Annotated in this window: 20 protein-coding genes; 9 read left to right on the top strand and 11 right to left on the bottom strand. The window is 70.6% G+C overall.

The features are described from left to right. Window positions 1–155: 155 nt before the first annotated feature. The 7 genes from ACWCP0_RS26870 (at window position 156) to ACWCP0_RS26840 (ending at window position 6,403) form a co-directional block, all read left to right on the top strand. The gene (locus tag ACWCP0_RS26870; protein WP_451081351.1) at window positions 156–1,595 is read left to right on the top strand and encodes a dihydrolipoyl dehydrogenase family protein; all 1,440 of its coding nucleotides are present in this window, start codon (window positions 156–158) and stop codon (window positions 1,593–1,595) included. Between the two features lie 518 nt (window positions 1,596–2,113). Further along, window positions 2,114–2,590 carry a S8 family serine peptidase gene (locus tag ACWCP0_RS26865; RefSeq protein WP_451081350.1) on the top strand — a complete coding sequence of 159 codons (477 nt, stop codon included), beginning with the start codon at window positions 2,114–2,116 and terminating at the stop codon, window positions 2,588–2,590. 5 nt (window positions 2,591–2,595) lie between these two features. Further along, the gene (locus ACWCP0_RS26860; RefSeq protein ID WP_451081349.1) at window positions 2,596–4,131 is read left to right on the top strand and encodes a hypothetical protein; all 1,536 of its coding nucleotides are present in this window, start codon (window positions 2,596–2,598) and stop codon (window positions 4,129–4,131) included. Beyond that, window positions 4,128–4,895, top strand: coding sequence for a class I SAM-dependent methyltransferase (locus ACWCP0_RS26855; protein WP_451081348.1), 768 nt, complete (start codon window positions 4,128–4,130; stop codon window positions 4,893–4,895). Before ACWCP0_RS26860 ends, ACWCP0_RS26855 begins: the two co-directional genes overlap by 4 nt. 617 nt (window positions 4,896–5,512) lie before the next feature. Continuing rightward, window positions 5,513–5,749 carry a zinc finger domain-containing protein gene (locus tag ACWCP0_RS26850; protein ID WP_451081347.1) on the top strand — a complete coding sequence of 79 codons (237 nt, stop codon included), beginning with the start codon at window positions 5,513–5,515 and terminating at the stop codon, window positions 5,747–5,749. Beyond that, window positions 5,746–6,264 (top strand): GNAT family N-acetyltransferase, encoded by a 519-nt coding sequence (locus tag ACWCP0_RS26845; RefSeq protein WP_451081346.1) that lies wholly within the window; start codon window positions 5,746–5,748, stop codon window positions 6,262–6,264. Before ACWCP0_RS26850 ends, ACWCP0_RS26845 begins: the two co-directional genes overlap by 4 nt. Next, window positions 6,167–6,403 (top strand): LexA family protein, encoded by a 237-nt coding sequence (locus ACWCP0_RS26840; protein WP_451081411.1) that lies wholly within the window; start codon window positions 6,167–6,169, stop codon window positions 6,401–6,403. Before ACWCP0_RS26845 ends, ACWCP0_RS26840 begins: the two co-directional genes overlap by 98 nt. Before the next feature lie 136 nt (window positions 6,404–6,539). On the opposite strand, the gene ACWCP0_RS26835 is transcribed toward ACWCP0_RS26840, so the two are convergent. After that, on the bottom strand, window positions 6,540–6,827 hold the full coding sequence (locus ACWCP0_RS26835; RefSeq protein WP_451081345.1) for a LuxR C-terminal-related transcriptional regulator: 288 nt from the start codon (window positions 6,825–6,827) through the stop codon (window positions 6,540–6,542). 346 nt (window positions 6,828–7,173) lie between these two features. After that, a complete protein-coding gene (locus ACWCP0_RS26830) occupies window positions 7,174–7,536 on the bottom strand; it encodes a hypothetical protein (protein ID WP_451081344.1) in 363 nt (120 codons plus the stop codon). Between the two features lie 339 nt (window positions 7,537–7,875). On the opposite strand from ACWCP0_RS26830, the gene ACWCP0_RS26825 reads away from it, so the two are divergent. Beyond that, window positions 7,876–8,946 (top strand): ABC transporter permease, encoded by a 1,071-nt coding sequence (locus ACWCP0_RS26825; protein ID WP_451081343.1) that lies wholly within the window; start codon window positions 7,876–7,878, stop codon window positions 8,944–8,946. A gap of 66 nt (window positions 8,947–9,012) precedes the next feature. Here the strand turns inward: ACWCP0_RS26825 and ACWCP0_RS26820 are convergent, their stop codons facing one another. After that, the gene (locus ACWCP0_RS26820) at window positions 9,013–9,168 is read right to left on the bottom strand and encodes a hypothetical protein (protein WP_451081420.1); all 156 of its coding nucleotides are present in this window, start codon (window positions 9,166–9,168) and stop codon (window positions 9,013–9,015) included. Here ACWCP0_RS26820 and ACWCP0_RS26815 point away from each other — a divergent pair. Then, on the top strand, window positions 9,124–9,654 hold the full coding sequence (locus ACWCP0_RS26815) for a phosphotransferase (RefSeq protein ID WP_451081342.1): 531 nt from the start codon (window positions 9,124–9,126) through the stop codon (window positions 9,652–9,654). The two genes, ACWCP0_RS26820 and ACWCP0_RS26815, sit on opposite strands and share 45 nt — an antisense overlap. A 149-nt stretch (window positions 9,655–9,803) precedes the next feature. Here the strand turns inward: ACWCP0_RS26815 and ACWCP0_RS26810 are convergent, their stop codons facing one another. From ACWCP0_RS26810 to ACWCP0_RS26775, 8 genes are all read right to left on the bottom strand, one after another. After that, entirely contained in the window at window positions 9,804–10,571 is a 768-nt protein-coding gene (locus ACWCP0_RS26810; protein ID WP_451081341.1) for an SDR family NAD(P)-dependent oxidoreductase, read from the bottom strand. 99 nt (window positions 10,572–10,670) lie between these two features. Further along, window positions 10,671–10,883 (bottom strand): hypothetical protein, encoded by a 213-nt coding sequence (locus ACWCP0_RS26805; protein ID WP_451081340.1) that lies wholly within the window; start codon window positions 10,881–10,883, stop codon window positions 10,671–10,673. A 265-nt stretch (window positions 10,884–11,148) separates the two neighbouring features. Further along, the gene (locus ACWCP0_RS26800; RefSeq protein WP_451081339.1) at window positions 11,149–12,030 is read right to left on the bottom strand and encodes an SCO2400 family protein; all 882 of its coding nucleotides are present in this window, start codon (window positions 12,028–12,030) and stop codon (window positions 11,149–11,151) included. Between the two features lie 516 nt (window positions 12,031–12,546). Next, window positions 12,547–13,638: an aldose epimerase family protein gene (locus tag ACWCP0_RS26795; protein WP_451081338.1), complete on the bottom strand. Its 1,092-nt coding sequence runs from the start codon at window positions 13,636–13,638 to the stop codon at window positions 12,547–12,549. Between the two features lie 92 nt (window positions 13,639–13,730). After that, window positions 13,731–14,753: a LacI family DNA-binding transcriptional regulator gene (locus ACWCP0_RS26790; RefSeq protein ID WP_451081337.1), complete on the bottom strand. Its 1,023-nt coding sequence runs from the start codon at window positions 14,751–14,753 to the stop codon at window positions 13,731–13,733. A 121-nt stretch (window positions 14,754–14,874) separates the two neighbouring features. Then, a complete protein-coding gene (locus ACWCP0_RS26785) occupies window positions 14,875–15,927 on the bottom strand; it encodes an ABC transporter permease (protein WP_451081336.1) in 1,053 nt (350 codons plus the stop codon). Next, window positions 15,924–16,895 (bottom strand): ABC transporter permease, encoded by a 972-nt coding sequence (locus tag ACWCP0_RS26780; RefSeq protein ID WP_451081335.1) that lies wholly within the window; start codon window positions 16,893–16,895, stop codon window positions 15,924–15,926. The genes ACWCP0_RS26785 and ACWCP0_RS26780 overlap by 4 nt, the downstream gene beginning before the upstream one ends. After that, on the bottom strand, window positions 16,892–18,580 hold the full coding sequence (locus tag ACWCP0_RS26775; RefSeq protein ID WP_451081334.1) for a sugar ABC transporter ATP-binding protein: 1,689 nt from the start codon (window positions 18,578–18,580) through the stop codon (window positions 16,892–16,894). The genes ACWCP0_RS26780 and ACWCP0_RS26775 overlap by 4 nt, the downstream gene beginning before the upstream one ends. Between the last annotated feature and the right edge of the window lie 113 nt (window positions 18,581–18,693).

The following is an 18,693-nucleotide window of genomic DNA, read 5'->3' as shown; positions in this document are numbered from 1 at the left end:
GCCGCAGGTCACAGCCCTTCCATCGGGCGCGGCGGCGGCGGCGAGCCGTAGTCCGGCAGACAGGCCACGGTGCGAGGCCCGGTAAGCCCGCCCCCCGCAAAGGCCGCAACGTCCCACCGAGTTACAGAAGCAGATCAGTGATGAACGGAGCAGTGATGAACGAGACAACCCGCACCTACGACGTGGTCGTGATCGGCGGGGGGCCGGTCGGCGAGAACGTGGCCGAACGCGCCCGCGCCGCAGGGCTCAGCGCCGTGATCGTGGAGCGCGAACTCCTCGGCGGGGAGTGCTCGTTCTGGGCCTGCGACCCGAGCAAGGCGCTGTTGCGGCCGGTGGTGGCACGTGCCGACGCGAGCCGCGTACCCGGACTCAACCCGGCGGTGGCCGGCCCGCTGGACGTCGAGGCGGTCCTCGCGCACCGCGACAAGATGTCCTCGTACTGGAAGGACGAGGACCAGGTCGACTGGCTGAACTCGGTCTCCGTCGACCTCATACGCGGCCACGGCCGCCTCACCGGCCCCAAGCAGGTGGCCGTGCAGACTCCCGAGGGCGACACCATCGCGCTGACCGCCCGGCACGCCGTCGCCGTCTCCACCGGCACCCGCGCGGCCCTGCCCCCCATCCCCGGATTCGACGCCGTGCGTCCCTGGACCAGCCGCGAGGCCACCAGCGCCGACAAGGTGCCCGGCCGCCTCGCCGTCGTCGGCGGCGGTGTGGTGGCCGTCGAGATGGCCACCGCCTGGCAGGCCCTCGGCTCCCAGGTCACCATGCTGGTCCTCGAGAATGGGCTCCTCGAGCGGATGGAGCCGTTCGCCGGCGAACTGGTCGCCGACGGACTGCGCGAAGCAGGCGTCGACATCCGCTTCACCACCACCGTCACCTCCATGACCCGCGAAGACGGCGAAGACGGCGAGGTGCGGATCACACTGTCCGACGGCGGGCAGCTGGCCGCGGACGAGATCCTGCTGGCGACCGGCCGCGCCCCGCAGACCCGCGACGTCGGCCTGGAGACCGTCGGTCTCACCCCCGGCGACTGGCTGACCGTGGACGACACCTTCCAGGTCACCGGCGTCGACGGCGGCTGGCTCTACGCCGTCGGCGACGTCAACCGCCGCGCCCTGATGACGCATCAGGGCAAGTACCAGGCCCGGATCGCCGGCACCGTCATCGGCGCCCGCGCCAAGGGAGAGCCCATCGACGACGCCCCCTGGGGCGCGCATGTCGCCACCGCCGACAACACCGCCGTCCCCCAGGTCGTCTTCACCACCCCCGAGGTCGCCTCCGTCGGCCTGACCAGCCGCGAGGCCGAGCAGAGCGGGCGCCGCATCGAGGTCGTCGACTACGACCTCGACCGCGTCGCCGGCGCCCACCAGTACGGCGAGGACTACCGCGGCCGGGCCCGCATGCTCATCGACACCGACCGCAACACCGTGGTGGGCGTCACCTTCGCCGGCCCCGGCGTCGGGGAACTGGTGCACTCGGCCACCATCGCGGTCGCCGGCGAGGTGCCCCTCGACCGGCTCTGGCACGCCGTCCCCGCCTTCCCCACCCTCGGCGAAGTCTGGCTCAGGCTCCTGGAGACCTACCGCGGCTGAGGCGCTGCCCGGGCCGGGGACCGGCGCGGTGTCCAACGCTCCGTTCCGGTCCCCGCCGCCCGCTGCCCGGCGGTCGAGCCCGCTGCAATATTGCCGCATGGCCGCCGCTCCGCCCCGCCCACGCGGTCCGTCACGCTCATCACCGGCGACAAGGTGATCGTCACCCCCGGGGCGAAGGGAGCACCTGCCGCGGTGAGCGTGCAACGCCGCGCGGGCGCGACCGTCATCGGTACGGACCATCACCGATGACACAGGCACCTGTGTGTACCCCGACGATGCCGAGGCCTATGTCACCGAGGGCCTTCTCGACAAACGACTCTTCAACATCACCGGCCTCGTCGCCCAGGGATACGACGATGCGCACCCCCCGGGCTGCCCCTGATCATCACCCGCGACACGGACGCGTCGCGGCTCGCCGTCACCGACTTGCCGGGCGTCGCCGTCGAGCGGCAACTGGCGTCCGTCCGCGCAGGCGGTGAGCGCGGACCGGGCCAAGGCAGCGAGCGTGTGGAGCGCTCTTGTCGCGGCGCCGCCGGGCACGGCTGACCGGAAGACCACCGGCCGCGCCGTCCTTGCCCGGGGGCATCGACAAGATCTGGCTGGACGGCAAGGTCAACGCGGCCCTGGCGGACAGCACAGCCCAGATCGGCGCGCCGCAGGTCTGGGACGAGGGCGCCATCGGCACCGGCGTCAAGGTGGCCGTGCTCGACACGGGAGTCGACGCCGGCCACCCGGATCTGGAGAAGCGCATCGTCAGCAGCCGGAGCTTCGTGCCCGGCGAGGACGTCACCGACCGCCGCGGGCACGGCACGCACGTCGCCTCGACCATTGCCGGTCGAGGTCGTCGTTGCCACCGCCGTCGTCGCCGCTGTCGCCGCTGTCGCCGTCGTCGCCGTCGTCGCGGCTGTCGCGGCGGCGGTGCTCCCGGTGCACCGTCGGCGGTCGCGTCCGGCCCGGGCCCGGGTGGCCCGTTCCGCGAAGCCGTTGCAGGGTGAGCGGGATGAGACCCTTCAGCCCTCCCGTGTTGAAGCCGCTGGACCTCGAGGCTTCCCGTCCGCGCAGAGCGGCGTCTCGTTCGCTGCTCTGGCCGGCGGGGCTCGCGGTGGTGTTCACCATCACCCAGTTGGCCCTCGTGGTTCCCGGTTCCGGTCTGGGTTGGGACGAGACGGTCTATGTCAGCCAGGTCGGCGGGAATGCCCCTCCCGCGTTCTTCAGTGCGCCCCGCGCACGGGGCATTTCGTACCTCGTCGCACCCGTGGCCGGTGTCACCGCGTCCACGACCGCAATCCGGGTCTTTCTCGCCCTGCTGTCCGGGGTCGTCCTCCTGGCCGCTCTGTGGGTCTGGCGGAAGGTCGTGCCCACGCCGGTGCTGACCGGTGCGGGCGCCTTGTTCGCCGGTCTGTGGATCACCCTGTTCTACGGCCCGCGGGTGATGCCCAATCTGTGGTGTGCGTTCGGGGCGTTCATGGCCGTCGGCTGGTTTCTGCGTGCCACCGTGGACGCCGCCGGCCGCCGGTGCCGTGCGTCACTCGTCGGCCTGGGGGCTGCAGTGCTCGCGGTGACCCTGCTGCGGCCTGCCGATGGAGTGGGGCTGGCCGTGCCGCTCGCCGCGGCGGTCCTGCTGGTTCCGGACTGGCGCCGCCGCCCGGCGGTGCCGGCCGTACTCGTGGCCGGGCTGCTGCTCGGTGCGGTTCCCTGGGTCGTCGAGGCGTACGCGCACTACGGCGGACTTGCGGCCCGGCTCCGGCGTGCCGGCGAGATCCAGGGCAGCATGGGCTGGCAGATGGCCGTGGATGACCATGTGCGGGCCCTGGCCGGGCGCACGCTCTGCCGACCATGCGATGTGCCCTGGCAGTACCCGATCACTGCTGTGTGGTGGTTCGTGCTGCCGTTGCTTGTCCTCGGCGGCATCGCCGCCGCGTTCCGCGCCCGCCGGGGCGCCGCTGCGGTGCTGGCGACCGTGACCGCGGCAGCGCTGGCGGCGCCGTACCTGTTCACGATCGGCTACGCGGCGCCCCGCTTCCTGCTCCCCGCCTACGCCCTGCTGGCCGTCCCCGTGGCTGAATGTGTCGTGTTCCTGCTGACCTCGGTCCGCCCGGCGCTGCGACCGGTGACCGCGATCCTGCTCGCCGTCGGAATCGTCGCCCATCTCGCCGTGCAGTACGCAGTACTCTCCCGCGCGGTCGCCGGCAGCCGTTCCACCCGCGAGAACTTCACCGCGATCTCCTCCGCGCTCCACCGGCTGGGTGTGCGTCCGCCCTGCATGGTCAGCGGCCATCAGGCCGTACCGATCGCCTACTACGCGGGCTGCTCCTCCCGCCAGCCCGGCGGCCACGACGCCAGCATCTCCCCGGAGGGCATCGCCGCAGCCGCGCGCCGCATGCCGGTGGCCGTCATCGTGGCCGCCCACGGCGTCCCGCCTCCGTACGCCCGAACCTGGCGGTTCGTACCCCTGCCGCACGCCCCCGGCTGGGACCACTACGCCGCCTACCTCGCACCCGGTACGACCCACACGGAGAAGGACGCCCCAAGATGACCGCGCCCCGCACCGGCAATCGCGCCAGCCTCGGCCACAGACTCCGCTACGCCTCCCGGCACCCCGACCGCTTCGTGCCGTATCTGCGCCGACTCGGCCGCGACTGGAGGCTGCGGCTCACCGCCCGCGACCACGTGGCCTACTACCGCGCCGTGATGAAGGCGGACACCGCCAAGAGCCCGTCAGCCGCGGTCGGCAGCGCGACCGAGGACCGTTGGCTCGCGCTCGGTGAGATGCAGTTCGACTATCTGCTGCAGCACGGGCTCACCCGTGAGGACCGGATGCTGGAGATCGGCTGCGGGAATCTTCGCGCAGGCTGGCGATTCATCGACCATCTTCACACCGGGCACTACTACGGCATCGACATCTCTCCCGAGATCCTCCTGGCAGCGGGCGACACCCTCGCCGCGCGCGGACTCCAGGCAAAACTCCCGCACCTCGCCCTCGTCCGCGATCTGCGCCTTTCCACCCTGCCTTCCGGGTACTTCACGGTGGTGCACGCGCACAGCGTGTTCTCGCACTCGCCGATCGAGGTCATCGACGAGTGCCTCCGCCACATCTCGCGGGTCATGGCCCCGGACGCCTTCTTCGACTTCACGTTCAACCGCACAGAGGCCAAGGAACACCACGTTCTGCGCGAGGACTTCTACTACCGGGTCGAAACACTGACCGAGCTCGCTGCCTCCCACTCGCTCTCGGCCCGCCTCATGGAGGACTGGGAGCAGCTGCCCCACAAGCAGTCCAAGGTCCGCGTGAGGCGCTGAGACGCCTCAGGCGCCCATGAAGTCGGGACCGACGAGCGCCTGCAGGCTGTCGACCGCGCGAGCCATGCGTGCGGTCATCTCCGGGACCACCACACCTGACCGAGGATGCGCCGGCACGGATCACCTCTGCCGACACCACCGACCGAACTCCGCGAACCTGAGCATGGTGTCCAGTGACCACGAGCGAGCTTCCGAGATCCTCGAGATTCCCGACAGCGCCGCTCCCTCTCCCTTCCCAAGGCCTGATGGCGGCAGCGCCGTTGCGGCGGCGCGTGACAGGGACCTCCGTCTGTCGGCAGAGGAGGCGAGTTCGGCGCTGGGGGTTCACCGCCGCAACGGCCGCGGTGCCGAGGCCGCGCGCGCCGGCCTGCCGAGGGTGCTGACCCGCCCGGACCCGGTGCGGTCTCCCTGACCGGTCACTGCCGCGGACGCATGCGCGGGAGACGCGGACGGGCAAGCACGCCCCTTCGGGGACGGCGCCCGTGGGTTCGACACGGGTGGCGCCCGTGGCGGCGCCCCATTTCCAACGGGTGGACGCGCAGACGTCTGCAGCGAACCGGACTTCTTGATGCACGGGTCGACGCGTGAAAAGTACTGTTCATGAAACAGTCTGGGTCGTGAGTGACGACTTCAAGCGCGTGGAAGCGCACAAGCGCCCGATGTCCACCTGCGGCGCCCGGACGGGCTTGCCGTGCCGCACCGGCAAGGGCAAGGTGGCCATCCAGTACCGCACAGCCCGATTCCGCGTGCCCCAACTGGCGAAGGCCCTCAAGGTGCCCACCCTTGCTCTGCCCAAGCCCGGCTCGGTCTGGACCTATCCTCTCGTCGAACGCCTCGAGGCAGTCGCGGCGTGAGCACCATCGTGGCCCAGGCCAGCAGTACCGGGCGACTGGACCTGCTGCCGCTTCACGTCGACCATGCCGAGGAGATGGCAGCGGTGCTGTCCGATCCGGCCCTGCACGCCTTCACCGGCGGCACTCCGGACACCCCGCAGGCTCTGCGCTCGCGCTACCAGCGCATCACCGCCGGCTCTCCCGATCCGGCCGTCTCCTGGCTGAACTGGGTGATGCGGCTCCGCGAGGAGGCCTGCCTGGTGGGCACAGTCCAGGCGACGATCAGCCCCTCCGGCCACGGCCCCATCGCCGAGATCGCCTGGGTGGTGGGAACTCCGTGGCAGGGAAGAGGCATGGCCACCGAAGCGGCCCGAGGACTCGTCGACTGGCTCAGCCGGCAGCCGGTACAGACCGTCATCGCCCACATCCACCCCGGGCATCACGCCTCCGCTGCCGTCGCCACGGCCGCCGGGCTCACGCCTACCGACGTATGGCACGACGGCGAGATCCGATGGTGCCGGAGCATCGGACAATAACGACATCGTCACCGTTCGGCGCCAGGACACGGCCGGCCACGGCGACGTCACCGCTGTCCTGCTGGACGGCGAGCGCACCGTAAGGCGCCTGCGGCGTGAGGATGTCCGGGGGTGGCTGATGTCCCACAATTCCTCGTAGGCGCGGATCCTCGGTGACGACGCCGGCCATCCGCGGGAAGGTCGTCGCCGCAGGGCCGAATCGAGCTGCGGACGCTCTGTCGGCCGTGGCCGGGGTCGCGGCATGGCTCGGGTCTCGCGGAGTCGAGGTCGGGCCGTCAGATCCAGCCGCGCCGTGCGGCCTCCATGGCGACCTGGAAGCGTGTCTGCGCGCCGAAGCGCTGCATGAGCTCGGTGCTGTGGCGGTGGACGGTGCGTTCGCTCCAGCCCAGGGCCCGGCCCGCGGACTTGTCCGTGGCGCCGGAGGCCAGCAGCGTCAGCAGCCTGGCCTCGTCCGGCGACGGCTGATCGGACCGGTCGTCGGCCGCGCCGGGAGCCGACGGCCGCACCTGCACACTGCGCTCCCACACCGCCTCGAACAGCGCCATCAGCGCCATCAGCGCCATCAGCGCTATCAGCGCGTCGAGCAGGGGCGACGGGTTGGATCAGGTACGAGGCGGTCACGGCGTCGTCGCCGGGGCGCAGCAGCGGGAGCATGGCCACCCGGTCTTCGGACATGGCCGGCTTCGTCGGCAGGCCGGGGGCGACGCGGGCCTGTTCGCCCAGGCGCATGCCGGCGGTGACGTCCTCCAGCCACCCGGGGAGGTCGAGGACGGAGGTGTCGTAGACGACGCGGTACTTGACGCCCCGCTTGAGCAGGCCGAGTTCGACCGTGTGGGGCTCCGTGTGCTCCTCGACCGCGGCAGGCACCTCCTACTTCGACGACCGCTACGGTGCCCGTCCCAACCCGCGCTACGGCTGGGGCCGGATCGACGCCCACGCCGCGGTCGAGGGGACGTCCCTGCGCAGCGGCGTGCGGGGCACCGTCACGGACGCGAAGAACGGCAAGCGGCTTGCGGGCGTCACGGTGGCGCGCACCGACAACGGACGTCCCGTGCCCGGCCCGGCACGCCGGTCCGCGTCACGGTGCACATCACGAACGTCGGCGAGAAAACCCGCACGTACGAGGCCGTGCTGCTGGTTGCGGGAGAGGCGGAGCAGCGCCGTTCCGTCGTGGTCCGCGCTGACCAGGACGTGCGGGTCGAGTTCGTCGTACGGCGCAAGATCGCGGGAACGTACTCGGTGCGGCTCGGCCCGCTCACTGGGGGATTTCACGGTCCGCAAGTGACCGTCGGGGGAGTGCCGGATTCCGGCCCGGCCGGCCGGGCCGGAATCCGCCGTGATGCCAATACTGCCGGCATCCGTGAGCCCTCCTTGTTGCCAAGGCGACAACGGGCCGATCGACCGCGGCGTGGCGACGTCAGGAAGGCCTCCGGTTCAAGACGTGACACGGCAAGCGCAGCTCCGAGGTCAATGAACCTCCCCGCCGACGGCCCATGCACCGACGCGAACGTCATGTCCCCGGAGCGTCGGGTGCCTCAACGTGCCGACGCGGTGAGCAGGGTCGGCACCGTCCGGATGCAAGGCCTACACGGCTGCCCTAGCGTCTTTGCCATGGCGGAGTCCAGCGCGCAGGACAAACATGTCCACGGAGCACACGGGCGGCCTCCGACGAGGGCGGAGCGCTGGAAGGCGGCCAAGCGCTCCCCTTTCCTGCCGGCGACGGTGCTCGTGTTCATCGTCGCGCTGATGGCAGGTCTCTTCGCATGGTCGTACACCTATGCCTTCGCCAATCCCATACCGCACAAAGTGCCGACAGCGGTGGTCGGCCCGGTGAACGCGACGCACGGCGCCGCGTTCCTGGCGGGCATGGAGACGGCGCTGGACGCCTCCCTGGACGTCCACAGGTACGCCGGCTACGCAGGGGCCAAGGACGCGGTCGAGGAGCAGAAGGTCTTCGCGATCTTCGACGTGCGGCAGGAGCGGAAAGTGACGCTGGACGTCTCGTCCGCGTCGGGCGCATCCGTGGCAGAGCTCCTGGAACAGGCAGCGCCACTCGTCGGAAGGGCGGTGGGGACGGACGTCGCGGTACGGGACATCAATCCGAACCAGAGAGGCGATCCACGCGGCCTGGCGATCTTCTACATCTCGTTGGCGGCCGTGGTGGTCGGCTTCGTGGGCGCGATTCAGATGAGTGTGCACGCGAAGGCACTGAACCCAGGTGAGCGCATCGCGTTCACGCTCGCGTACTCCCTGCTGGGGGCGTTCACCATCGCCGCGGTCGTGGACTGGCTGCTCAACGCGATCGACCTGCCCTTCGTACCGACCTGGCTGACGTTGACCCTGACCATGTTCACCGCGGGCATGGTCTTCCTGATGTTCATGGTCCTGATCGGACGGTGGGCCATCATTCCCACATGGGGCCTGATGGTCCTGATCGGCAACCCCTCCTCCGGCGGTGCGGTCTCCTGGCCTCTCCTCCCCCCGTTCCTGGGCACCATCGGCCGTTGGCTGCCCCCGGGCGCCACGATCAGCGCCATCCACACGGAGGTCTACTTCGCCGGCCATCTGCATGCCTTCCCCTTCCTGGTCCTCGCCTGCTGGGCGCTCGTCTCCACGATGGTCTTCTGGGTCCGCGAGCACCGTCGTCCCGAAAGGCAGACCGCCGCGGCGCACTCAGCGTGAGAGCACCGGTCCCGCCGTGGCCGTGGTGACGCCGTCAGTGGAGGAGCGAGCCGAGGGGCGCGAGTCTCAGCCGAAGGCCCGGGCGAGGGCGACCAGGACGGGGCGGGCACGAAGGTCAGGCCACTCTCGGCTCAGTGTGACCCGCTGCACCGAGGCGGTGACCAGTTGCATTCCGCCGTGCCGTCCGAGGTCGTCGCCAAGATCCCCCTCAGGCCCGGTCATCAGGGCGAACTTCTCGGTCACCTCGGCGCGTGGGCAGAGACAGCGCGTCCGCGGGCCGGCGGTCCCGTCAGGCAGGCCATGGACACCGGGTTGGCGTGGCCGGCCCGATCAGGTCCGGAAGCCGACGCACCATCTGGGCTTCCACCGGTCTTCGGCCCTGGTGACGGCCATCTCGCCAACTACCTCTGGGACGGTTCCCGGGTGCAGATCGTCGACTTCGAGGGCTGTGGCCGCAGTGATCGCGCCTTTGAGCCGGCGGAGATCACCGAGCACGTGGGGAGCTGGGTGGAGCACCCGCTTGATGTTTCGGAGTTCCTGGACCGGTTCGATCTCTCCCCGGCCGAGACAGCGCGCTTGCGGACGTGCCGTCGGCTGCTCGCTCGGGTCCGGCTGTTTCTGCCGGCGAGCGATGATCCCGAGCATCCCAGGAATCCTGTCGGCACCGCGGAGCGGCAGGTCGGCCGGCTGCTGGATCTGCTGGCCTGACAGCGGGCCCGGGAACGTCGGCAACATCCGCAGGGCCATGAGGTGGGTTGCGCACCAGGTCGGGTCACGGGGGCCTGAGGAGGAGGACGTCGGGCACGACAGGCCCGCGAGACTCCTGTTCCGCTGGGAGCCTCCCGGGTGTGTGCTCTTCAGGTCCGCAGGTGCGAGGCGCCGTTGAGGTCGAGGACGGCGCCTGAGGACCATTCGGCTTCAGGGGAGGCGAGCCAGAGGACGGCGGCGGCGATCTCCGAGGCCGTGGCGATGCGACGGAAGGGGCTCTGGGCCAGGATGGCCGGGCCCTCGGGGCCTGTGAGGCGTGGGGCGACCCTTTCGGTGGCGAAGAAGCCGGGGGCGACGGAGGCTACGCCGATGCCGTGCGGGGCCAGGGACACCGCAAGCGACTGGCCCAGGGCGTGGACCGCAGCCTTCGTCGCCCCGTAGGCCGGGTGGTCCGGTTCGCCGCGGAACGCGCCGCGAGAGCCGATGTTGACGATCCGTCCGCCGCCGCCCTGATCGATCATCCGCCGCGCCGCGAGGTGGCTCAGGTTCGCCGTCGCGAGCAGGTTCACCGCCACATGGCGTTGCCAGACCGCGACCCACTCCTCGTACGATGTTTCCGCCAATGGGTGACGTATGTTGACGGCCGCGTTGTTCACCAGCACGTCGATCCCGCCCAGCGCCTCGGCGGCCGAGTCCACCACGGCCTCTGCCCCCACCGGGTCCGCGAGGTCCCGGCCGATCAGGACGTGGCCCGTGCCTTCGAGGGAGCCGAGTGTTGCGCGGGCCTCCTCGGCGCGCGAACCGAAGTGGACGGCGACCCGGTCGCCGTTGGCTGCGAACGCCTGGGCCACCGCGCGGCCCAGGCCCCGCGACGCGCCGCTGACAAGGACGCGCCGGCCTGAAGCGGGCAGGTTCATGGAAGTTCGGTCTTTCCGTTCAACGAAGGGAAAACAAGGCGGCGCCTCGAGAATTGGGGGACCACTCCGTCCCGGAGGCACAGGACCCCGCCCAGGGTCTCAGGTCACGCCGGAGGTCTTCAACCGGCGGCCGGTGCCCGCAGGGCGGAACGCGGCCTGTACGCCCGCCCCGGCGGCGCGCCGCCTGATCTGGGCACCCCGCTGCTGGTTCCGCCCGACGGCCACCGCGATCAGGCTCCAGCCTTCCGGGCGCCGTACCGCGTCCCGGAAGCACCCGACGTCGCCTTCCGCACCGGCTTCGCGCCGTGCCACGACCTGCGCGCAAAGCCCTTCCATCGCGGCGTGCGAGGGCTCCTCGGCGAACTCCTCGATGGCGACGCCTTCCCGCCCGCCACCAATTCCTCCGGGCAGCGGAATGCGAAAGCCGATCGCCCGCTGGAAACTGGACGTGATGGGCGGCGCGCTGCCGCCGGCGGCGGCAGCGGATCGGCGTACGGGGTGCGGGCCCGGAGTCGGGGGGAGGGGCGCGCTCTCCGTCAGGGAGAGCAGACCTCGCCGTGTGCCGGCAGCGGATCGATCACCCGATGCACACACCGATCAGACACACGTGTGTCGGTGATGTCGGCTTGTCTCCCAAAACACCCGGTAGAAGGTCCAGCGATGTCGGGCCGGTGTCCGGGCGTTCGGTCGCAGCGGGCACGGTCGTCGCCGGGGCCGACGGTTCGGCGGTGCGGGGCTGCGTCGTCTTGGCGGGCTCGGGTGCGGTGTCCGGCGTTGCGCGCGAGATCACGGGGGGCTCGGCGGCGGTTGTGGCCGGCCGCCGTTCCGTCGTCGAGGAGGAAGACACGGCGACGCCGGTGTCCTGCTGCCGACCGGCCGTCGGCGGCCGGCCCGTGCCGGGCTGCGGTGAAACCCGCGTGTCCGGCTGCTCCGACGGCGGTTCCACAGCCGCGGTCGAGGGCGTGGTTCCGGTGGGCACCGGCTCCGGAGGTGGGGCCGCGTGTGTGCGATCGTTGGAAGGCTTGCTGGTCGGCAGCGCGGCAACGGTCAGGCCGCCGCCGACGAGCGCAACGGCCGTCGCCGCCGCGGCGCGACGCCGGTTCTTCTTCCAGCGCGCCAGTTGCCGGCGCCGAGCCGCCCGGCCCTGCCCGGTGGAGGCGACGCCTTCATAGCCGTCGGCCGGATCCGTGTCCGACGCATCCGCCGTTGCGTCGTCGGACACGCTGTTGCCCGTCGGTGAGGCCCCGTAGATCCTTGCTGCACCGTGGTGATGAGCGTCGGGGTAGGGCCCCGGAGCGGGGGCCGCCTCCAAGTGCCACGCCCGCTGCGTCGTTGCGCCGGAGACGCCGTCGTTGCGGAGGTGCCGGGAAGGCGGGGCGATGTCCGGAGCGTATGCGCCGCACCCTGGACACACGAGTGCCCCGTTGAGATTCCGGCGGCACGCGGAGCAGTAGTCCATCTGCGATCTTTCTGTGGTGACTGCGTCGCCAGGGACGCCGACGACCTGTTTCGTGTTCGCACGCGGGATCGAGCGGCCAGTAACGCTACTGGCACTGGCGGAAGGCCGTGCGCAGCCTTTGTGACGCTGCTGCAAAGATTTGCCGCCTGCCCGCCGTGGTGGAACGCCAGGGGCGCCACGCCGTGAGGTCCGCGTCACGCCGCCCTTATTCGCTCACGGTCCTCCGGACCCGCTCGCAAGGAAACCGGTCAGAGGCGGCGGATGCGGGCAGCGATCCCATGGCCGAGCAGAAGGCAGATCACGGCGGGCAGTGCGCAGTTGAGCAGGACCCGCTTCACGTAGGACCCCGTGGTGAAGATGTCCTGGGACCCACGAGTTCGGTGGCCCAAGTCCGGGCGGCGGTGAGGCCTTCGTGGCAGGCGGTGTCGAAGTGGGGCGAGATCATGCCGAGCCGGTCGGGCTGCTTGATGCGGTCCTCGTCGAGGCGGCCCGGGCCGCGTCCCGGCGGGCCACGCTTCAGTGGTCCGGCTGCTTCGGGGCGTCGGCGAGGTGCGGAAAGCGGAACTCGGTGCGACTGTGACCGGTCGTGCCGGGGCGCAGCACGGTGGTGGGGTAGTCGGGGCGATTGGGTGCGTCGGGGAAGTGCTGGGTCTCCAGACAGACCGCTGTGTGGCGGTCGTGGGCCCGGCCGGCGCCGTCCGTGAGCGTGCCGTCGAGCTGGTTGGCGGTGTAGACCTGGATGCCGGGTTCCGTCGTCCATACCTCCATGACGCGCGAGGCGGCCGGCGCGGTCAGCCGGGCGGCGCGTCGCAGCGTGCCGTCACCTGCAGCGGTCAGGACCCAGCAGTGGTCGTAGCCCTCGGCCTGCCGGATCTGGTAGTCCGGCGCGTGGAGCCGCTCCCCGAGGAGCTGAGGGGCGGTCAGGTCGAAGGCGGTGCCGGCCACTTCCACGGCGGGGCCGTGCGGGATGCCGTCCGTGTCTACGGGCAGGTAGGCAGGGGCGTCGACCTGCAGGGTGTGGCCCCGGATGTCGCCGTCGCCGGCCAGGTTGAAGTAGGCGTGGTTGGTGGCATTGACCACGGTGGGCCGGTCCGTCACCGTCTTGTACTCGACCGAAAGCGTGCCCGAGGTGTCGAGCGCGTAGGTGACAGTCAGGTCGAGTGCACCGGGGAATCCCATGTCCTCGTGCGGGCTGTGTAGCGTGAGCCGTACCGCGGCACTGTCGTCGTCCATCAGGGGAGTGGCGTGCCACACCTTGGTGTCGAAGCCTTCGGGTCCGCCGTGCAGGGCGTGGCCGCGGTCGTTGACGGGGATCCGGTACGTCGTTCCGTCGAGGGTGAAGCGTCCGTGGGCGATGCGGTTGGCGTAGCGGCCGATGAGGGCGCCGAAGTATTGGCTCTTCTCGGCGTAATGGTCGACGGAGGCCAGCGACAGGACCACGGAGGCGTTGTTGCCCGAGGTGTCGGGGACGCCGAGGGCGTGCAGGATGCCTCCGTAGGTGATGATCTCGGCATGCACGCCGGAAGCGGATTCCAGTCGCCACAGACCGACGTTCTCTCCGCTCGGGGCAGTGCCGAACGGCCGGTGGTGCACGGTGGGTCGCGGCATGATCAGTCCTTTTGGCGAGCGGGCGTTCTCGGGGAACGGGTCGGTTCTGGGCGGGGGCGGCCGCCGGTCGTGACGGGGCCGTCGGCGCCCCGCTAAGCACCTGTCCGGCCGGTGCGGGTCGACTCCCTGACGATGAGGCGGTGACCGGGCCTGATCTTCTGCGGCTCCGACACGGATCCTCCGGTGAGTCTCTCGACGAGCCGGTCGACGGCCAGACGGGCGATGGCCGGCTTGTCGGGGGAGATGGTCGTAAGGGTGATGGCGCCGTAGCGGCTCTCCTCGATGTCGTCGAAGCCGACCACGGCGACGTCGCCGGGGACCTCGAGGCCGCGTTCGGTGAGTGTGCGCATGGCTCCGAGGGCGATCAAGTCGTTGTAGGCGAACACGGCGTCGGGCCGTTCGCCGCGCTCCAGCAGCTCGGCCATGGCCGCGGCGCCGTCGGCACGGCCGTAGCCGTCCGTGGCGACAACCAGGCTGTCCTCGGGCTCCAGACCGACTGCGGCGAGCTCCTCACGCCAGCCGCGCAACCGCAGGTGGGCGGGGCGGCGCTCGCGGCTCGTGCGTGAGCCGAGGAAGGCGATCCGGCGGCGGCCGAGGTCCAGGAGATGGCGTACCGCGGAGCGCGCCGCGGCCACGTTGTCGATGGCGATCTGGTCGTAGGGCGCCTCGTACTCCCGCTCGCCGAGCAGCACCAGCGGGGAGGTCTCCTGCCTGGCGAGGAGGTCGGCGTTCTCCAGGTGGACGGGGCTGAGGATGAGCCCGTCGATGACATGGGAACGGAACTCCTGGCTGACCAGCAGCTCCCGCTCGCGCAGGCCGGCCGTGTGGTCGATCAGGACGGTGTAGTCGTGTACGGCTGCGGCGTCGATGATGGCACCGGCCAGTTCGGCGAAGTAGGGGTTGCCGAGTTCGGGGACAGCGAGGGCGATGATGCCGGTGCGACCCTTGCGCAGATGGCGTGCGGTGAGGTTGGGACGGTAACCGAGTTCGTCGATGGCCTGTTGCACCTTGGCGCGCATGTGGGGCGTGACGTGGGGGTAGTTGTTCACCACGTTCGACACGGTCTTGATCGACACGCCTGCCCGCTGCGCGACGTCCTTGAGGCTGACGCCCACGGCACTCCTCTTACTCGGCTCTGTTAGGCATGGGACCGGGACCGGTGTCCGGTGCTTTCCGGGGTCCGGGGTGGTGCGCCGGGACCCAGGCGGTCGTGCGTCGGCGGGATCCCGGCCGGGTTCAGACTGTTCTTCGGCTGCGGGCCAGGTATCGCTGCGCGACCACGACGAGGATAAGGAATCCGCCGCTGACCACGGACTGGTACGAGGAGTTGAGCGAACCGATCTGGTTGATGAGGTTCTGGATCACGGCGAGCAGGAGTACACCCCACAGGGTGCCGCTGACGGATCCGGCACCGCCGACGAGGAGCGTCCCGCCGATGACGACGGCGGCGATCGCGTCGAGTTCCATCCCGGCGCCGATGATGGTCACGCCGGAGGACAGCCGTGCGGCATTGACGGCGCCGGCGAGGCCGGCCAGGAGCCCGCTGAGCAGATACACGATTATTTTGGTGCGGGCGACGGGCAGCCCCATGAGGGTCGCGGCGTCGTTGCTGCCGCCGACGGCGAACAGGGTCTGGCCGAACGAGGTGCGTTGCAGCACCAGGCCGCCGGCGCCGAAGAGCACGAGAGCGATCAGGATCGGATGGCCGAAGCCCCAGATGCTCCCCTGGCCGAGTTCGGCGAACACCGAGTCCTTGGGCACCAGATAGGTGGTGGCGCCTTCGTCGGTGATGGCGAGCAGCAGTCCGCGGGCGCCCAGCAGGGAGGCGAGCGTGACGATGAAGGGAGCCATGCCCGCTCGTGCGATGAGCACGCCGTTGAGCGCGCCGATCGCTCCGCACACCGCGAGCGGTACCAGTAGTGCGGGCAGGATGCCCCACTGAGAGGCCCATGCGGCGAGTACGCCGCCGAGGGCGAAGACCGATCCGACGGACAGGTCGATGCCCCCGGTGATGATCACCATGGTCATGCCCAGCGCTACGACCGCGAGGAAGGACGCCTGCACGGTCACACCGCGGGCGTTGTCGAGGGTGGCGAACGTGGGGTAGACGAAGGAGGCGATCACGATCACGAGGAGCAGGACCGCGAGCACGCCCTGACGCTGTACGAGCGAGGCGAGACGTTCCCTGCCGGACACTTCTGCGCCGGCGGGCTCCGTTGCGACTCCCGCGAAGGGCGCGGGCGCCTGGGTGCCTGCCCCGCAGGCAGCGAGTGGTGAGGTGAGTTTCATCGGGATCGGCGCTCCCGTGCGACGTAGACGGCGACGATGATGATGGCCGCCTGGGCTATCTGGGCGGTGGAGTCGGGCAGGTCGTGCTTGACGAGCGTGGCGCGCAGCAGCTGCATCAGCAGCGCTCCGGCGACGGTGCCCAGCACACGGATGGACCCTCCGCTGAGCGGGGTACCGCCCACGACCACGGCGGTGATCGCCGACAGTTCCATCAGGTTGCCCAGCGAGGACGGGTCGCTGGCGGTGAGCCGGGCGGTGGCGAGGATGCCTGCCAGCGCCGCGAGGATGCCGCACAGGATGTAGACGCCGGTCAGGACGCGCTTGACGGGGAGGCCGGCCAGGGCCGCGGCGGGCCGGTTGCCGCCGATTGCGACAACCTGCCGACCGAATGTCGTGCGGTGCACGAGGAAGGCCACCGCGAGCGCCAGCACAGCGGCGATGAGGACGACCAGCGGGATGCCGAGGAAGCTTCCGGTGCCGAGGGACAGCAGGTCGGGGTTGGCGATCTGCTTCAGCTGGCCGTCCGCCATGACGAGGGCGATGCCGCGCCCGCCGACGAACAGGGCGAGTGTGGCGACAATGGGTTGCAGTCCCACCACGGACACCAGCGTGCCGTTCACAGCGCCGACCACGGCGCCGGCGAGGAGCGCGATGAGCAGGGCGGGCACGAGCCCGTAGCCGAGGTACAGCGGCAGCAGTGCCGCCGCCAGTGCCATGCCGGAACCCACCGACAGGTCCACACCTTCGGTGCCGATCACCAGTGCCATGCCGAGAGCCACGATGACGATCGGGGCGACCTGGATCAGCTGGGTGCGGAGGTTGTCGGCGGTGAGGAAGTGCTCGGTGAAGATCGCGTTGAAGGCCAGGAGCGCGGCCACCGCCGCGTACACGCCGTACTCCTGGAACCATGCGGGGCCGCTCAGCCGTGACTGGCCGCGTGTCGGCGCCGCGGTCGCCTGGGTGGTCATCGGGCGTCCTCCTTGCCGGCCGTGGCCTGGGCCCGGGCCGGGACGTGCGCATCGGTGCCGGTGGCGTCGGTGGCCCCCGCGGTGCCGGTGGCGTCGCCTTCCGGGGGAGGGCCGACTGCGGGGGAGTGATCGGCGAGCACGTTGAGCAGGGCGCTCTCCGAGACCTGATCGCCGGTCAGTTCGCCTGCTGTGGCTCCGCTCCGCAGCACCACGATCCGGTCGGATCCCTCGATGAGTTCCTCGATGTCGGAGGAGATCAGCAGCACGGCGAGCCCTTCCTGGGCGAGCTCGTCGATGAGTGCCTGGACCTCGGCCTTGGCGCCGACGTCGATGCCGCGCGTGGGCTCGTCGAGCAGAAGTACTTTCGGCTCGAGGCACAGCCAACGGGCGAGGAGGACCTTCTGCTGGTTCCCGCCGGAGAGTTCGCCCACCTTCTGCTCGGGGCTCGACGCCTTGATGCGCAGGCGCTTCATGAAGATGTCGACGATACGGTCCTGCTGCTTGCGCGAGACGATGCCGGCGCGCGAGAGCCGGGGCAGCGCCGCGAGCACGATGTTCTCCCGCACCGACAGGCCGGGCACGATGCCCTCGGCCTTCCGGTCCTCCGGGAGCAGGCTGATGCCGGCGCGGATGGCGCTCGCGGAGGAGAACCGGTCGAGGGGGAAGCCGTTGATGCAGATCTCTCCGGCGTCGAGCGGCAGGGCCCCGGCGAGTGCCTTGGCGGTCTCGCTGCGGCCGGACCCCAGAAGGCCACCGAGGCCGAGCACCTCGCCGGGGTGGAGTTCCAGCGAAATGTCGTCCAGCTGGTGTTTCTTGGTGAGACCCGTGGCGGTGAGGACGGGCTTGCGAGCGATGTCGTGGTCCTCTTCGCCGAAACTCGTCACGCCGTGCCGGCGGACCTCGGAGACCTCGCGGCCGAGCATCATGGACACCAGCTGCATACGGTCCAGGTCGGCCAGGTCGCCGGTGTGGATGTGGTTGCCGTCGCGGAGCACGGTGGCCCGGTCGCATATGCGGTACAGCTCGTCCATGCGATGGCTGACGTAGACGACGGCGATGTTCTGTCGCCGCAGATCGCCGATGACCCGGAACAGGGTTTCGACCTCACGCGGCTCCAGTGACGAGGTGGGCTCGTCCATGATGACCACTTGCGCCTTGACGGACACCGCACGGGCCAGCGCGACCATCTGCTGGGTGCCGATGCCCAGGGTGTGCAGGGGACGGCGCGGGTCGACGGTGACGCCGAACCCTCCCAGGAGGGTGGCTGCCTCACTGTGCATGCGTGCGAAGTCGATCAGTCCGAGACGGTTCTTGGGCTCGCGGCCGAGGAAGATGTTGCGCGCCACGCTCATCAGCGGGACGAGGTTCACCTCCTGATAGATCGTGGAGATGCCGGCCTGCTGGGCCTCGAAGGGACGGGCGAAGCTCACCGGCTGCCCCGACAGCAGCAACTCGCCGCCGTCCGGGCGGTATACGCCGGTGAGCACCTTGATCAGGGTGGACTTGCCCGCGCCGTTCTCGCCGACGAGCGCGTGGGTCTCACCCGCGCGCAAGGTGAACCAGACGTCGTCGAGGGCGACCACGCCGGGGAAGCGTTTGCCGACGTCGCGAGCCTCCAGCAGCGTCGGCGCGGCCGCCGGCTCTGTGCCGGTCGCCGCGGGCGCTGCCGCTTCGGGGGGTGCCATGAACGTGGCCTTCCGGAGATGGATCGTGTGGGTGGGCCCCGGGCCGCCACGGGAGCAGAGCACCGTGGGGGCCCGGAGCGGGCCGGGGAGTTCCGTTCGGATCAGGCCGGATC

This window comes from Streptomyces sp. NPDC001970, from assembly GCF_053594115.1.
Note: the sequence above shows the minus strand (reverse complement) of the source record. Positions and strands in the feature narration are given on the sequence as shown.

Bases quoted from the DNA above. Each gene is read 5' to 3' on its own strand.
- ACWCP0_RS26870 (WP_451081351.1), top strand. From the start codon at position 156: ATGAACGAGACAACCCGCACCTACGACGTGGTCGTGATCGGCGGGGGG.
- ACWCP0_RS26860 (WP_451081349.1), top strand. From the start codon at position 2,596: ATGAGACCCTTCAGCCCTCCCGTGTTGAAGCCGCTGGACCTCGAGGCT.
- ACWCP0_RS26855 (WP_451081348.1), top strand. From the start codon at position 4,128: ATGACCGCGCCCCGCACCGGCAATCGCGCCAGCCTCGGCCACAGACTC.
- ACWCP0_RS26835 (WP_451081345.1), bottom strand. From the start codon at position 6,827: ATGGCGCTGATGGCGCTGATGGCGCTGTTCGAGGCGGTGTGGGAGCGC.
- ACWCP0_RS26825 (WP_451081343.1), top strand. From the start codon at position 7,876: ATGGCGGAGTCCAGCGCGCAGGACAAACATGTCCACGGAGCACACGGG.
- ACWCP0_RS26820 (WP_451081420.1), bottom strand. From the start codon at position 9,168: ATGACCGGGCCTGAGGGGGATCTTGGCGACGACCTCGGACGGCACGGC.
- ACWCP0_RS26810 (WP_451081341.1), bottom strand. From the start codon at position 10,571: ATGAACCTGCCCGCTTCAGGCCGGCGCGTCCTTGTCAGCGGCGCGTCG.
- ACWCP0_RS26800 (WP_451081339.1), bottom strand. From the start codon at position 12,030: ATGGACTACTGCTCCGCGTGCCGCCGGAATCTCAACGGGGCACTCGTG.
- ACWCP0_RS26795 (WP_451081338.1), bottom strand. From the start codon at position 13,638: ATGCCGCGACCCACCGTGCACCACCGGCCGTTCGGCACTGCCCCGAGC.
- ACWCP0_RS26785 (WP_451081336.1), bottom strand. From the start codon at position 15,927: ATGAAACTCACCTCACCACTCGCTGCCTGCGGGGCAGGCACCCAGGCG.
- ACWCP0_RS26780 (WP_451081335.1), bottom strand. From the start codon at position 16,895: ATGACCACCCAGGCGACCGCGGCGCCGACACGCGGCCAGTCACGGCTG.
- ACWCP0_RS26775 (WP_451081334.1), bottom strand. From the start codon at position 18,580: ATGGCACCCCCCGAAGCGGCAGCGCCCGCGGCGACCGGCACAGAGCCG.